Source organism: Mesorhizobium sp. Root552 (assembly GCF_001427285.1).
GTDB lineage: Bacteria > Pseudomonadota > Alphaproteobacteria > Rhizobiales > Rhizobiaceae > Mesorhizobium.
In genome coordinates, this window is record NZ_LMFV01000011.1 from 86295 (window position 1) to 101165 (window position 14871).

Here is a 14871-nt window from a genome sequence, read left to right on the forward strand (position 1 = left end):
ACTTCAATTTAAGGCTGCATAGCGGCGATCGGTCCAGAATGAAACCGTTACATCACGGCACGTGGCCGTCGCCAGATTGACAAGCATGAGCGATATTTGAAACCTGCCGGCATGGCAGAAGCATCTGGAGGGAATGCGATGACAATTCGCGCTGCTCGTGGTTTCCCCGTCCTCATTCTCCTCTTCCTCGCTTTGACGGGAGCGGCATTCGCTGCCGAAACCCGGCGCATCGTCACCACCCAGAATGCCGACTATTTCGGCTTCGACCTGCGCTCGGAGCAGAACGTCACGCTCGACCAGTGCGAAAGCGCCTGCCTCGGCGACCCGGCCTGCCGCGCCTTCACCTACAACAACAAGGCCAAGTGGTGCTTCCTGAAGTCCGACTTCAACGCCTTGAAGGCCTTCAACGGCGCAACCGCAGGCAAGGTGGTGGTTGCCGACAGCGACCCCGACATCGGCGCGCCGCCCGCGCTCGCTTTCTTCCCGGCATGGATGGCCGATCAGGCCGACCAGTATCGCAACCGGCTGACCGGCCCCAACTATCCCAAGCCGGGCGACGGCCTGGGCGAGCTGATCAACCAGGCCGAGCAGTCATCGCTGACCGGCGACAGCCGCGGCGCCATGCAAAAATACGAAGCCGCCGTTTCGGCGATGCCCAGCGATGGCAAGCTCTGGCTTGAGCTGGCGCGCGCAACGCTTGCAACCCAACCGACCGACAGCCAGGAAACCGCAAACCTGCAGGCCAATGCGACCTCGGCCGCGCTCAACGCCTATAAATTGCTGCGGACGCAAACGACGCGCGCCGACGCGCTTGCGCAGATTGCCGCCGGCCTCGACCGCCGCGACCTCTACCGCCCGGCCCTGCAGGCCTATGAGGCAAGCCTTACCTTGCTGAACTCGGCGTCCGTTCGCGCCGGCTACGAGGATCTCAAGGCACGCAAGGGTTTCCGCGTCATCGAACACAGCGTCGATGCCGACACCAGCGCACCCCGCATCTGCGCGCAGTTTTCCGAGGATTTGGTCAAGACCGGCGTTGACTATACGCAGTTCGTGCGCGTGGACGGCGGACCGCCCAAGGGCATCGAAGCCAAGGACCGCCAGATCTGCGTCGAGGGCCTCGAACACGGCCAGCATTATGAAGTTTCGTTCCGCTCCGGCCTGCCGGCTGCCGTCGGCGAGGTCATCGCAGCGCCTGTGGTGCTGTCCATCTATGTGCAGGACCGTGCGCCGTCAGCCCGCTTTACCGGCGACAGCTTCGTGCTGCCGGCTGGCGCGCGGCGCGGCATTCCGATGGTCAGCGTCAACATGGCCGCCGCCGACATGAAGCTCTACCGCATCGGCGACCGTGCGCTGACCCAGCTTCTTTCCGGCTACCAGTTCCTGCGGCAACTGGATGGCTACGATATCTCAAGCATCGCCGACCAGATGGGCGCACCCGTGTGGGAAGGCCAGCTCGAAATCGCCAACGACCTCAACAAGGAAGTCACGACCTCCTTCCCGGTGGACGAGGCGCTGCCGCAGCGCAAGCCGGGCGTCTATGTGCTGACCGCGCAGCCGGTGGATGACCACAGCGACGAGTGGAACTCGCGTGCAACGCAATGGTTCGTCGTCTCCGACATCGGTCTTTCGACTTATACCGGACAGGACGGCTTGAGCGTGTTTGCCCGCTCGCTTGGCAGCGCCAAGCCGCTGGCAGGCGCGGAACTGACGCTGCTTGCCCGCAACAATGAAATCCTCGGCACCGCGACCACCGACGCTGACGGCCGCGCGGTGTTCAATCCCGGGCTAACACGCGGCGAAGGCAGCATGGTTCCCGCCGTGCTTATGGCCAAGCAGGGCGATCAGGATTTCGTCTTCCTCGACATGGCGCGCGCCGGATTCGACCTGTCCGACCGCGGCGTGGCTGGCCGTGCTGCCCCCGGCGCACTGGACGTCTATGCATGGACCGAGCGCGGCATCTACCGCGTCGGCGAAACGGTGCATGTTTCGGCGCTTGCCCGCGACGACACCGCAAAGGCCGTGGACAACCTGCCGCTGACCTTCATCTTCACCCGCCCCGACGGCGTCGAGGACAGGCGGATCGTCAGTGACGGCGCGACTGCTGGCGGCCATGCTGTCGATCTTGCGCTTGAAGCCAACGCCATGCGCGGCACCTGGTCGGTTGCCATCCACACCGACCCCAAGCAGGCGGCGGTCGCCAGCCAGATGTTTCTGGTCGAGGACTTCGTGCCCGATCGCATCGAGTTCGACCTGACCGCCGACAAGACGGAAATCGCCGCAGGCGAAACGGCCAACGTGACCGTTGACGGGCGCTTCCTCTATGGCGCGCCAGCGGCGGGGCTTGCCATCGAAGGCGAGCGCACGCTCTCGACCACGCGCGAATGGGATCGCTTCAAGGGCTTCGTGTTCGGCCTTGCCGACGAGCAGGCCGGCGAACCGTCGGTTACGCCGCTGGCCGACCTGCCGCGGGTGGGCGACGACGGCAAGGCGACCTTCCCCCTGGCGGTGGACCAACTGCCTTCGACGACGCAACTGGTCAATGCCAAGGTGACGGTGCGCATGCGTGAGACCGGAGGGCGGGCCGTCGAGCGATCGCTGACGCTCAACATTCGCCCGCAAGGCGAAATGATCGGCATCCGCCCCGACTTTACGGACGTGCCGCAAGGCGGAACGGCGAAGTTCAGCCTGATCGCCGTCGATCAGGCGGGCAATCGCAAGGCACTGGCAGGCGCGAACTGGTCGCTGGTCAAGGTCGAGCGGAACTACCAGTGGTACCGTTCCGGTAATTCGTGGAACTATGAGCCGGTGACCTTCACCAAGGCGGTTGCCGACGGCACGCTCGACATCGCCGCCGACAACGAAGGCACGGTGTCCCTGCCCGTGGACTGGGGCCGCTACCGGCTGGAGGTGGATTCGCCCGATCCGGATGGCCCGGCGACAAGCTATGAGTTCGACGCCGGCTGGTATGTCGAGGCAAGCTCGACGGAGACGCCGGACGGACTGGAAATCGCGCTCGACAAGGAAAGCTATGCCGCTGGCGACACGGCCAAGCTCAAGGTCTCGCCGCACTTCGCCGGCGAGCTTCTGGTGGCGATCGGCGCGGACCGGCTGGTGAAGACGGTGACGGCATCGATCCCGGCTGAAGGCGGCACCGTCGATATTCCGGTCGGCGAAGACTTGGGCGCAGGCGCCTACGTCACGGCGACGCTGTTCAGGCCCGGCGACGCGCAGGAAACGCGCATGCCTGCCCGCGCCATCGGCGTGAAGTGGCTTTCGATCGACCCCGGCGCAAAGAAGCTGGCGTTGACGCTGACGCCGCCGGAGAAGACGGAGCCGCGTCAGGTCCTGTCGATCCCGGTGCAGGTAACCGGCGCCGAAGCCGGCAGCAAGGCCTATGTGACGGTTGCGGCGGTCGATCTCGGCATCCTCAACCTTACCAACTATAAAGTTCCCGATCCCGAGGACTGGTTCTTCGGTCAGCGCATGCTGGGGCTGGAGATGCGCGACCTTTATGGCCGCCTGATCGACGGCTCGCTCGGCGCGATGGGCCGCCTGCGCACCGGCGGCGACGGGGCCGCCATGCAGTCGCAAGGCAGCCCGCCGACCGAACAACTGGTCGCGTTCTTCTCCGGCGTGGTGGAACTCGACGCCGAGGGCAAGGCCAACGTCGCCTTCGATATCCCGCAGTTCAACGGAACAGTGCGGGTGATGGCAGTTGCCTGGACCAAGGATGCGGTCGGCCACGCGACGAGCGACGTCATCGTGCGCGACCCGGTGGTGATCACCGCCGGCCTGCCGCGCTTCCTGGCCCCCGGCGATGCGGCGACGATGCGGCTCGACTTCGCCAATACGGACGGTCCGGCCGGCGATTATGCGCTCAACGTCACCAAAACGGGCGACATCACCATCGGCGACGATGCGGTGCCGCAGAAGGTGACGATGGAACAAGGCAAGCGCCAGACGCTGACCGTACCGCTGATCGCGGTCGAGCCGGGCGATGCCTCGGTGACGGTGAGCCTGACGCATGCCGACGGGCCAGCCATCGAACAGACGCTTTATTTGCCGGTGCGTCCGGCGCAACTGCCGGTGACGACACGCATGGTGGTCGATCTCGGACCCGGCAGGTCGCTCAGGGTAGACAAGGAACTGCTGGCGGCGAGCCTGTTGCAGGGCGCATCCGTCAGTGTCGGCGTGTCGCAATCCTCGGCGCTCGACGTGCCCTCGCTGCTGCTTGCGCTCGACCGCTACCCCTATGGCTGTGCCGAGCAGACGACGAGCCGCGCGCTGCCCTTGCTCTATGTCAGCGAAATGTCGAAGGGCTACGGCATGGCGGTGGACAAGGACCTGCACGAACGGGTGCAGCAGGCGATCGGCCGCGTGTTGAACTACCAGGCCTCCGCAGGTAGCTTCGGCCTTTGGGGACCCGGGTCGGGCGATTTGTGGCTCGACGCCTATGTCACCGACTTCCTGACCCGCGCCCGCGAACAGGGCTATGCGGTGCCGGCGCAGGCATTGAGCCAGGCGCTGAACAACCTCCAGAACTCGCTCGGCTACGACCAGGACGTGGAGGATCGCGGCACCGACATCGCCTATGCGCTCTACGTACTGGCACGCAACAAGAAGGCGTCCATCGGCGACCTGCGCTACTATGCAGATACGCAGCTCGAATCGTTCACCAGCCCGATGGCGGTGGCGCAGCTTGGCGCGGCGCTCGCGCTTTATGGCGATGCGCAACGCTCGGAGGCGACGTTCGAGGCGGCTCTCAATCTGGCCGACGATACCACCGGGTTCGACTACTACCGCGCCGACTATGCCTCGCCACTACGCGACGGGGCGGCGATGCTGGCCCTTGCGGCGGAAAGCAAGCCGACCCCTGCGGTGGTGCCGCAACTGGTGAAGCTGGTGGCGAAGGAGCGCGAGGCGGCGCGCTGGACGAGCACGCAGGACAATGCCTGGATGCTGCTGGCCGCACGTGCGCTTAAGGATGGCAACGATACCATTTCGCTGAGCGTTGATGGCGCGGCCCACAAGGGCGCCTATTCGAACGAGATCGCCGGCGGCGATCTGGTCCAGAACCCGCTCACCATCGCCAACACCGGCAAGACGCCGCTGGAAGCTGTGGTGACCACGGTGGCGGCACCCAGCCAGCCGCTGCCGGCAGGCGGCGACGGCTTTACCATCGAGCGCACCTACTATCGCCTCGACGGCAGCGAAGCCAACGTGACGGAGGCCGAGCAGAACGAGCGCTACGTGGTGGTGCTGAAGGTGCGCGAACTGAACGACTGGCCGTCGCGCGTGCTGGTGACCGACCTGCTGCCGGCAGGATTCGAGATCGACAATCCGAGCCTTGTTTCCAGTGCGCAATTGTCGAATTTCGGCTGGCTTGGCCAGACCGAGGCCGCGCATCTGGAATTCCGCAACGACCGCTTCGTCGCTGCCTTCAATCCGAACGAAGGCGACGGCAGCCGCGACCTCACGCTCGCCTATGTCGTGCGCGCGGTAACGCCCGGCGTCTATGCCCATCCGGCGGCAAGCGTGGAGGACATGTACCGGCCTCAATATTCGGCCCGTACCGCCACCGGCATGATGGAGGTGAAGGCGCAGTAGGTCGATGACCCGTCTCCGCAAATTAGCAATCGGGACAGCCGGCACGGCCATATTGGTTGCGCTTGGCTCGGTTGCGCTCTGGCGGCTTGACAGTGCCTACCCTCCTCCGTTGCCGGAGAAGTTGACGGTGTCTGCCGAAGTGCTCGACCGCGACGGCCAGTTGCTGCGCGCTTTCGCGACACCGGACGGCTATTGGCGGCTTGAAACCGGTATCGACAAGGTCGACAAGGCCTTCATCGACATGCTGGTCGCCTATGAGGACAAGCGCTTCTGGGACCACAGTGGCGTCGATGTGCTGGCGCTCGGGCGCGCGGCGCTGCAGTTCGCCGGCAATGGCCGCATCGTTTCCGGCGGCTCGACGCTGTCGATGCAACTGGCCCGCCTGATCGAGCCGCGCGAAAGCCGCAGCGTATGGGCGAAACTGCGCCAGATCGCCCGCGCGGTGCAGATCGAGCGACGGCTTTCCAAGCGCGAAATACTGGAACGCTACCTGACGCTGGCGCCGTATGGCGGCAATCTGGAAGGCGTGCGCGCCGCATCTCTGGCCTATTTCGGCAAGGAGCCGAAGCGCCTCACCGTGTCGGAAGCCGCCCTGCTCGTCGCGCTGCCACAACTGCCGGAAAAGCGCCGCCCCGACCGAAACGCCAAGACAGGGCAAACGGCGCGCGACCGGGTGCTGGCGCGCATGGTGTCGGCAAAGATGCTTGGCGAACGCGAGGCCGCGCGCGCGGCGCTGGAGGACGTGCCGACCACGCGGCGCGACCTGCCGGCGCTCGCCGCGCATGCCAGCCTGGCCGCGCTACGCACCGCAAAGCCGGGAACCCTGCCACAACTCACCATCCGCAAGAGTGTCCAGCAAGGGCTGGAAACAGTGGCGCGTGAGGCTGTGACCCGGCTCGGCCCGAAACTGTCGGTCGCCATGGTGCTGGCCGATTCGCGCACCGGCGACATTCTGGGTGAAGTCGGATCATCCTCTTTCACAGATTCCGGACGATCCGGCTGGATCGACATGACCCGCACCCTGCGCTCGCCGGGTTCGACCCTGAAGCCGTTCATCTACGGCCTCGCCTTCGAGCAAGGGCTGGTGGCGCAGGAAACGCTGATCGAGGACAGCCCGGCCGATTTCGGCGGCTACCGGCCGAAGAATTTTGACATGGGCTATCAGGGCGATGTCAGTGTGCGACAGGCCCTGCAACTGTCGCTGAATGTGCCGGCGGTGCGCATACTGGATGCGGTGGGACCGGCCCGGCTGACCGCCCGCTTCCGGCAAGCCGGCGCAAACACGGTGCTGCCGCCGAACGAAGCGCCGGGGTTGGCAATCGGCCTTGGCGGCGTCGGCATTACCCTTCGAGACCTGGTGCAGCTTTACACAGGTCTCGCCAATGGCGGCAAAGTGCATCCGCTGCGCGACGGCACCGAAGCCGTACCGGTGACAGGCGCTGCCACTACCTTGCTCGACCCGCAGGCCAACTGGCAGATCACCGACATTCTTTCGGGCGTGAAACCGCCGGAAGGCGCGTCGGTGCGCGGCATCGCCTACAAGACCGGCACCTCCTATGGGTATCGCGATGCCTGGTCGGTTGGCTTCGACGGACGCTACGTGCTTGGCGTATGGGTCGGACGGGCCGATGCCGGCGCGGTACCCGGCCTGTCCGGCTACGTCTCCGCCGCCCCCATCCTGTTCGAGGCCTTTGCCCGTTCCGGTATCGCGACCGTTCCACTGCCCAGCCAGCCCGCCGGCACCTTACGGCCACGGCGCGATGACCTGCCGGTGACGCTCGCGCGTTTCGGCTTGTCGGGCGATGGACTTGTCGCGGCGACCGCAACCGAACCTGCGCCGCACATCGTCTTTCCACCCGACGGCGCCCGCGTCGATCTGGACGTTGCTTCAGCCGGCGCAACGCCGCTTGTGTTGAAACTGCAAGGCGGGCGCGCGCCGTTTCGCTGGCTGGCCAACGGCAAGCCGCTCGTCGGGCAGGATCGCCGCCGCACCGCTACCTGGCAGCCGGATGGTGCTGGCTATGCTACGCTTACGGTGATCGATGCAGCCGGCCGCGCGGCGAGCGTGAAAGTATTTGTGGAATAAAATTCGCCAGGCGATTCACAAGATTCGCGTTTCCCAGCCAAGCCCGCCGGGTCAACGCGGACGCAGAAACCGCCACGGCTTGCCTCGCTGCCGGATTTATTGTGCTGCACAGCGGTCAAGCGAGGACGGTCGAGCAAAAATCTCCCTCTCCCAGCGGCATTTTGGGAACAGAAGCACCATCTGATACATAAAAACGCAATGATGGGCGCATTCCAATTTCTACAAATTCAGTAGAGTAAAGCTGTGCTCAACGGAGGGTTCCATGACCCATTCTCACCTCAACAAATGGCTCGGCATTTTGCTGGCCGGTTCGGTTCAGTTCGGCACCTTGGGCTTTGCGCTCGCCGATACGACCATCCTGAATGTCTCCTACGATCCGACCCGCGAACTCTACAAGGTCTACGACGAGGCCTTTGCCAAGCATTGGAAAGCCGAAACCGGTGAAACGGTCACCATCCAGCAATCGCATGGCGGTTCCGGCAAGCAGGCGCGTGCGGTCATCGACGGCCTTGACGCCGATGTCGTGACGCTGGCGCTCGAAAGCGACATCAACGCGATTGTCGATAATTCGAAGAAGATCAATCCTGACTGGCGCTCGAAGTTCGAGAACAACTCGGCCCCCTACACGTCAACCATCGTGTTCCTTGTCCGCAAGGGCAACCCCAAGGCTATCAAGGACTGGGGCGACCTGATCAAGGAAGGCGTGCAGGTCATCACGCCAAACCCGAAGACCTCCGGCGGCGCGCGCTGGAACTATCTGGCGGCATGGTCGTGGGCGAACACCGAGTACGGTGGTGACGAAGGCAAGATCAAGCAGTTCATTGCCAACCTCTATGCGCACGTACCCGTGCTGGACACCGGAGCGCGCGGCTCCACGGTGACCTTTGCGGAACGTGAACTGGGCGACGTGCTGCTGGCTTGGGAAAACGAAGCCTATCTCGCGCTCGACGAATTCGGCGCGGACAAGTTCGACATCGTGATCCCGCCGACATCGATACTGGCCGAACCGCCGGTTGCCATCGTCGATGCAAATGTCGATGCGAAGGGTACAAGAAAGGTCGCGGAAGCCTATTTGAGCTACCTCTATTCGGCAGAAGGCCAGACCATCATCGCCAAGAACCATTACCGGCCGGCAAAGCGCGACCTGGTGCCGGCGGAAGACCTGGCGGCGTTGCCCGATATCAAGCTGGTCACCATCGACGACCCGCTTTTCGGCGGATGGAAGAAGGCCCAGCCTTACCATTTCGGTGACGGTGGGATATTCGACCAAGTCTACAAGCCGGCACAGTAATCACCGTACAAAGAAGCAAGGGACCGCATGACCACAGCTTCCGCGCAAGCGGGGTGGCGATTCAAGAAACCGAGTGTCATTCCGGGCTTCGGATTGACGCTCGGCTTTGCGCTTGTCTACCTCACCCTCATCATCCTCATTCCGTTGTCCGGCCTTGCCTGGCGCTCCGCTTCGCTGGGCTGGACCGATTTCTGGGCCATCGCCACCGACCGGCGCACCATCAACGCGCTTAAGATCAGCTTCGGCACCGCCCTTGCGGCCGCAGCCGTCAATGTCGTGTTCGGAACCATCGTTGCCTGGGTGCTGGTGCGCTACCCCTTTCCGGGACGCCGGATCGTCGACGCCATGGTCGACCTGCCCTTCGCCTTGCCGACCGCTGTTGCCGGCATTGCGTTGACGACACTTTACGCGCCAAAAGGCTGGATCGGCATCCTGCTCGCCCCGCTGGGCATCAAAATCGCCTACACGCCTGTCGGGATCATCGTGGCGCTGGTTTTCATCGGTTTGCCGTTCGTCGTGCGCACCGTCCAGCCGATCATCGAGGAAATCGACAAAGAGGTCGAGGAAGCAGCGGCTACGCTTGGCGCGACGCGCTGGCAAACCATCGCGCGTGTGCTGTTTCCCGGGCTGGCGCCGGCCATCGTCACCGGGTTTGCACTGGCCTTCGCGCGCGGCGTTGGCGAGTACGGTTCCGTCATCTTCATCGCCGGCAACCTGCCCAACGTGTCGGAGATCGCACCGCTGCTTATCATCATCCGGCTGGAAGAGTTCAACTATCCGGCGGCGACGGCGATCGCGGCAATCATGCTGGTGATCTCATTCGCCATGTTGCTGGTGATCAACCTGCTGCAGGCATGGAGCCGCAAACGCTATGGCTGATCCGGTTCTTTTTGCTGCCGATCCAAATCCGGAAATCGCTTCCGGCATCACCGAATCACGGCCGGCGCGCTGGGGGCTGATGGCAATCGCCTTCATCTTCCTGACGCTGTTCCTAGTTTTGCCGCTGGTTCTGGTGTTCATGGAGGCCTCGCGCAAAGGCCTCGGATACTTCTTCGAAACGCTGGGCGAGCCCGATACCTTGTCGGCCATCCAGCTGACGCTGCTGGTCGCGGCCATTTCTGTTCCGCTCAACCTGGTGTTCGGTGTGGCTGCAGCCTGGGCCATCGCCAAGTTCGAGTTCAAGGGCAAAGCCTTCCTGACCACACTGGTCGACCTGCCCTTTTCGGTTTCTCCGGTCATTTCCGGCCTTGTCTACGTGCTTCTGTTCGGGGCGCAGAGCGCCCTTGGACCGTGGCTGAAGGCAAACGGCATCGAAATCCTTTTCGCGGTGCCCGGCATCGTGCTGGCAACGATTTTCGTGACGTTTCCGTTCGTGGCGCGCGAACTGATTCCGCTGATGGAAGAACAGGGCACGGGCGACGAGGAGGCCGCGATTTCGCTTGGCGCAAACGGTTGGCAGACCTTCTGGTATGTGACCTTGCCCAATATCAAATGGGGCCTGCTCTACGGCGTATTGCTGTGCAACGCCCGCGCCATGGGCGAGTTCGGTGCGGTCTCGGTGGTGTCCGGCCACATTCGCGGCCAGACCAACACCATGCCGCTGCACGTAGAAATCCTCTACAACGAGTACAACGCCGCCGGAGCCTTTGCCGTGGCCTCGCTGCTGGCTGGGCTGGCGCTGGTCACTTTGGCGCTGAAAACGCTTCTGGAAATGCGCTACGGCGCTGAAATCGCCGCCACACGCGGACATTGACAGGGTCATCTCATGCAAGTTCGCGTAGAAAATGTCCGCAAGGAATTCGATACCTTCCCTGCCCTGCACGATGTCTCGCTCGACATCCGCTCGGGCGAGTTGATCGCGCTTCTCGGGCCGTCCGGCTCGGGCAAGACGACATTGCTGCGGCTGATCGCCGGGCTGGAACAGCCGACCATCGGCAAGATCTTCTTTGGCGACGACGATGCTTCGGAACGATCGATCCGCGAGCGCAATGTCGGCTTCGTGTTCCAGCATTATGCGCTGTTTCGCCATATGACCGTGGCCGACAATATCGGCTTCGGCCTCAAGGTGCGGCCTTCGGCAACGCGGCCGCCGGCGGACGAAATCCGCAAGCGCGCTTCGACGCTGCTCGACCTGGTACAGTTGTCGGGCCTCGAGAAACGTTATCCGGCGCAGTTGTCCGGCGGCCAGCGCCAGCGCGTGGCACTCGCCCGCGCCATGGCGATCGAGCCGAAGGTGCTTCTGCTCGACGAGCCTTTCGGCGCACTGGACGCCCAGGTACGCCGCGAGTTGCGGCGTTGGCTGCGCGAGATCCACGACGCCACCGGTCACACCACCGTGTTCGTGACGCACGATCAGGAGGAAGCGCTGGAACTCGCCGACCGCGTCGTCGTCATGAGCCAGGGCCGCATCGAGCAGGTCGGCACCGCCGATGAGGTCTACGACCAGCCGAACTCGCCTTTCGTCTACGGCTTCATCGGCGATTCCAGTTCGCTTCCAGTCAAGGTCGAGGACGGGCAGGTCTGGTTGACCGACCGCCCGATCGGTCTTGCGGCACCCGATGCGCCGACCGGCCCGGCGACGCTGTTCTTCCGCCCACACGATGTCGAATTGCTGGACGAGTGCGCCGGCTGCCTTGCCGGCACGGTCGCCGCCAGCCGGCGCGTGGCAGGCACCAAGCGCGTGGAACTGGAGATCGGTGGCCATCGTGAGCGTGTCGAGATCGAGCTTCCGGTCGATCACCCGGCGGCGCAGAGGAGCCGCATCGCATTCAGGCCACGCAAATGGAAGGTTTTTCCATCGGCCGCGAATTGATTCCACAGCGCAGGAATATTCGCCTCGGAAATGGTTCTCATTGAGGTTGAATTTCTATTCAGCCTCTGCTGGCGGCAGCCATGTACCTCGCGCGGCAAGGCCGGCCGCGGCTATATGATGGCACCACTCTCATTGGAGCCCATCATGAAACGCCTTCTGCTTGCCGCCACCGCCGCTGCGGGTCTGCTTTTGTCCTCGGCCTCGGCATGGTCCGCCGACAAGCTGCTCAACGCTTCCTATGATGTTGCCCGCGAATTGTTCGTGGCGATCAACAAGGCTTACGTCGCCGAACACCCCGGCGTCACCATCGACCAGTCGCATGCCGGCACCTCCAAGCAGGCGCGGGCCATCGTCGAGGGCCTGGCGGCAGACGTGGTCACCTTCAACCAGGTCACCGACATCGATTTCCTGGTCAAGAACGGCCTTGTCACGGACGATTGGCAAAAGGATTTCCCCAACAACGCCTCGCCCTTCTATTCGCTGCCCTCCTTCCTCGTGCGCTCGGGCAACCCGAAGAACATCAAGGATTGGGACGATCTGGTGCGCGACGACGTGCAGGTGATCTTCCCGAATCCAAAGACCTCCGGCAACGCGCGCTACACCTATCTGGCGGCAACCGCCTACGCCAAGGAGAAGTTCAACAACGACGACGCCAAGGTGAAGGAATTCATCACCAAGATCTTCGACCACGTGCCGGTGTTCGATACCGGCGGCCGTGCCGCCACCACCACCTTCGTGGAGCGTGAACTGGGCGACGTGCTGATCACCTTCGAATCCGAAACCTATGGCGTGCGCAAGGAATTCGGCGAAGGCAATTTCGAACAGGTGACGCCTTCGGTCAGCCTTCTGGCGGAATTCCCGGTCGCCATCGTCGACAAGGTGGCGGACGCCAACGGTTCGCGCGATCTGGCAAAGTCCTACCTTGAATTCCTGTATTCGCCGGCAGGCCAGAAGATCGAAGCCGAGAATGGCTTGCGCGTGCACGACGAAAAAGTGCTGGCTGAATTCAAGGCCAATTTCCCCGATGTCAGGCTGGTCACGGTGGAAGACGTGTTCGGCGGCTGGGACAAGGTCCAGGCCGAGCACTTCGCTTCCGGCGCGCTGCTCGACCAGATCTACGGCAATCGCTGACCGTCGTTTACATGCCCAGGGAAAGCCGGCTTCGCGCCGGCTTTTCCGCTTTCGTGGCCCGGCCTCCGATTCGGCCAAAAAGTCACGAAAAATCAATATGTTTTATATTGTATATGGATTTAGTGGGCCCTATCATGTGGAGAGCGACGGTGAGCCTGCGACCAAGCGAAAAGCCGGCTGGTGACGCCGCCGCATGACCACTCCAAGAACTGTCTCGGGCATGCTCACGAAAAAAGGCAAATACGGTCTGAAGGCACTGGTGCACCTGTCGCGCCTGCCGCCTGAGCAACTTGCCTTTGTGAACGACATCGCGGTTGCCAACCACATCCCCAAGAAGTTCCTTGATGCTATTTTGGGCGAATTGCGCAACGCGGGCTTCGTCCAGAGCCGCAAGGGCAAGGACGGCGGCTACCGGCTCGCCCGCCCCGCCGCGGATATCAAGATCGGCCATGTCATTCGCGTGCTCGACGGACCGCTGGCGCCGATTTCCTGCGCCAGCCGCACGCAATACCAGCGTTGCGACGACTGCGACGAGACGACTTGCGAAGTCCGCCACATGATGTTGGAGGTCCGCCAGGCGATTGCCGATGTGCTAGACAACCGCAGTCTTGCCGCCATGCGCGATGCCGACAACGACGACTTTCCGGCGGAACTGGCTTCGAGCCTTTAGGCCGCGACCTGAGCCCGCCTACGTGACTGCGACAGGATCGTCAGCATGACGAAGATGTTGAGCAGGTTCCAGCCAATGCCGTTGAGGAACGCTGCTGCATAAGACCCGGTCAGGTCGTAGATCCAGCCGGACATCCATCCACCGAGCGCCATGCCGAGGATCGTTGCGGTGATGACGATGCCGACGCGCTGCCCTGCTTCCTTCGCCGGCAGATATTCCCGGATTACCACCGCATAGCTTGGAACGATGCCGCCTTGCGACAGGCCGAATACCAGCGAGACAACGTAAAGCGAGGCTAGGCCGTCGAAAGGTATGTAGAGCAAAAGCGCCAGGCACTGCAGGATCGAGCCCAGCAGGACCGTCCTGACCCCGCCGATCCAATCTGCGATGAACCCTGAGCCGATACGGCTGACGATGCCGGCCGCCATCATCAGCGCCAGCATTTCCGATCCGCGCGCCATGCCGTAGCCAAGGTCCATGCAATAGGCGACCAGATGGACCTGCGGCATCGACATGGCAACGCAACAGGCGAGCCCCGCGATGACGAGCAGCACCTGAAGGGCACGAGGCGAAAGCGAACTTGCCAGCATCGGCTTCGCGTTGCCTTCCACCGAGAAGGCTTCATGCGGAGCCGGTCGCCTCAGCAACAGGATCAGAGGTATCATCGTGAAAAGGCAGATCACGCCAATGCCGGCATAGGTGAAACGCCATCCCTCCGCCTCGATTGCCCACGGCATCAGCGCAGGCCAGATCGTGCCTGCGATGTAATTTCCCGCCGCGGCCACCGCGACTGCCACGCCACGGCGGCGCTGGAACCAATGCGAGATGTCGGCGATCAACGGCCCGAAGTTAGCCGCCGTGCCGATGCCGATGAGGAAGCCGTGCGCCAGTACGAACTGCATGTTCGAATGCGCCAGCGAGGCGAGGATGAAACCTGACCCCAGGGCGAGGCACGAAATCAGCGCCGGACGCCAGTAGCCGACCGTATCGATCGCCCGACCGACGACGACATTGCCCACAGCCACGCCGACCAGTGTCGCCGCATATGACAAAGAGGCGCCGGCGCGGTCGATGCCGAACTCCGCCTGCACGGAAGGCAGTACGACGATCACTGCCCACATGCCAGCGCCGCCTATGGTGCCGAGGACCAGCGAAATCGCCAGCCGGAGCCAAGCGTACGGACCGTCGATTGGAGAAACGCCGGATGCGGTCGAGGAAGGATGCACTGTGCCGCTGGTCCGATTGCGCCTGATGATGGTTCACGACGAGCATAT

At 63.4% G+C, this 14871-nt stretch carries 9 protein-coding genes; 8 read left to right on the forward strand and 1 reads right to left on the reverse strand.

The features are described 5' to 3' along the window. Nucleotides 1-138: 138 nt before the first annotated feature. The 8 genes from ASD50_RS06250 to ASD50_RS06285 all read left to right on the forward strand — a co-directional run bounded on the left by ASD50_RS06250 (nt 139) and on the right by ASD50_RS06285 (nt 13597). The gene (locus ASD50_RS06250; RefSeq protein ID WP_056237548.1) at nt 139-5607 is read left to right on the forward strand and encodes an alpha-2-macroglobulin family protein; all 5469 of its coding nucleotides are present in this window, start codon (nt 139-141) and stop codon (nt 5605-5607) included. Nucleotides 5608-5611: 4 nt separating this feature from the next. Continuing rightward, nucleotides 5612-7693 carry a penicillin-binding protein 1C gene (gene pbpC, locus ASD50_RS06255; protein ID WP_056237553.1) on the forward strand — a complete coding sequence of 694 codons (2082 nt, stop codon included), beginning with the start codon at nt 5612-5614 and terminating at the stop codon, nt 7691-7693. Nucleotides 7694-7955: 262 nt separating this feature from the next. Continuing rightward, nucleotides 7956-8984: a sulfate ABC transporter substrate-binding protein gene (locus tag ASD50_RS06260; RefSeq protein ID WP_056237556.1), complete on the forward strand. Its 1029-nt coding sequence runs from the start codon at nt 7956-7958 to the stop codon at nt 8982-8984. A 27-nt stretch (nt 8985-9011) separates the two neighbouring features. Beyond that, nucleotides 9012-9863, forward strand: a complete 852-nt coding sequence (gene cysT, locus ASD50_RS06265) for a sulfate ABC transporter permease subunit CysT (RefSeq protein ID WP_056237559.1) — start codon at nt 9012-9014, stop codon at nt 9861-9863. Beyond that, on the forward strand, nt 9856-10737 hold the full coding sequence (gene cysW / locus ASD50_RS06270) for a sulfate ABC transporter permease subunit CysW (protein ID WP_056237562.1): 882 nt from the start codon (nt 9856-9858) through the stop codon (nt 10735-10737). The genes cysT and cysW overlap by 8 nt, the downstream gene beginning before the upstream one ends. Nucleotides 10738-10749: 12 nt before the next feature. Continuing rightward, a complete protein-coding gene (locus ASD50_RS06275) occupies nt 10750-11796 on the forward strand; it encodes a sulfate/molybdate ABC transporter ATP-binding protein (RefSeq protein ID WP_056237566.1) in 1047 nt (348 codons plus the stop codon). Nucleotides 11797-11940: 144 nt separating this feature from the next. Continuing rightward, nucleotides 11941-12927 (forward strand): thiosulfate ABC transporter substrate-binding protein CysP, encoded by a 987-nt coding sequence (cysP, locus tag ASD50_RS06280; RefSeq protein ID WP_056237632.1) that lies wholly within the window; start codon nt 11941-11943, stop codon nt 12925-12927. Between the two features lie 220 nt (nt 12928-13147). Further along, nucleotides 13148-13597: an RrF2 family transcriptional regulator gene (locus tag ASD50_RS06285; RefSeq protein WP_056237569.1), complete on the forward strand. Its 450-nt coding sequence runs from the start codon at nt 13148-13150 to the stop codon at nt 13595-13597. Here ASD50_RS06285 and ASD50_RS06290 read toward each other — a convergent pair. Next, nucleotides 13594-14823, reverse strand: a complete 1230-nt coding sequence (locus tag ASD50_RS06290; RefSeq protein ID WP_056237570.1) for an MFS transporter — start codon at nt 14821-14823, stop codon at nt 13594-13596. The genes ASD50_RS06285 and ASD50_RS06290 overlap by 4 nt on opposite strands. Nucleotides 14824-14871: the final 48 nt, after the last annotated feature.

Coding starts and splice junctions, on each gene's coding strand:
- ASD50_RS06250 (WP_056237548.1), top strand. CDS start 139: ATGACAATTCGCGCTGCTCGTGGTTTCCCCGTCCTCATTCTCCTCTTC.
- pbpC (WP_056237553.1), top strand. CDS start 5,612: ATGACCCGTCTCCGCAAATTAGCAATCGGGACAGCCGGCACGGCCATA.
- ASD50_RS06260 (WP_056237556.1), top strand. CDS start 7,956: ATGACCCATTCTCACCTCAACAAATGGCTCGGCATTTTGCTGGCCGGT.
- cysT (WP_056237559.1), top strand. CDS start 9,012: ATGACCACAGCTTCCGCGCAAGCGGGGTGGCGATTCAAGAAACCGAGT.
- cysW (WP_056237562.1), top strand. CDS start 9,856: ATGGCTGATCCGGTTCTTTTTGCTGCCGATCCAAATCCGGAAATCGCT.
- ASD50_RS06275 (WP_056237566.1), top strand. CDS start 10,750: ATGCAAGTTCGCGTAGAAAATGTCCGCAAGGAATTCGATACCTTCCCT.
- cysP (WP_056237632.1), top strand. CDS start 11,941: ATGAAACGCCTTCTGCTTGCCGCCACCGCCGCTGCGGGTCTGCTTTTG.
- ASD50_RS06285 (WP_056237569.1), top strand. CDS start 13,148: ATGCTCACGAAAAAAGGCAAATACGGTCTGAAGGCACTGGTGCACCTG.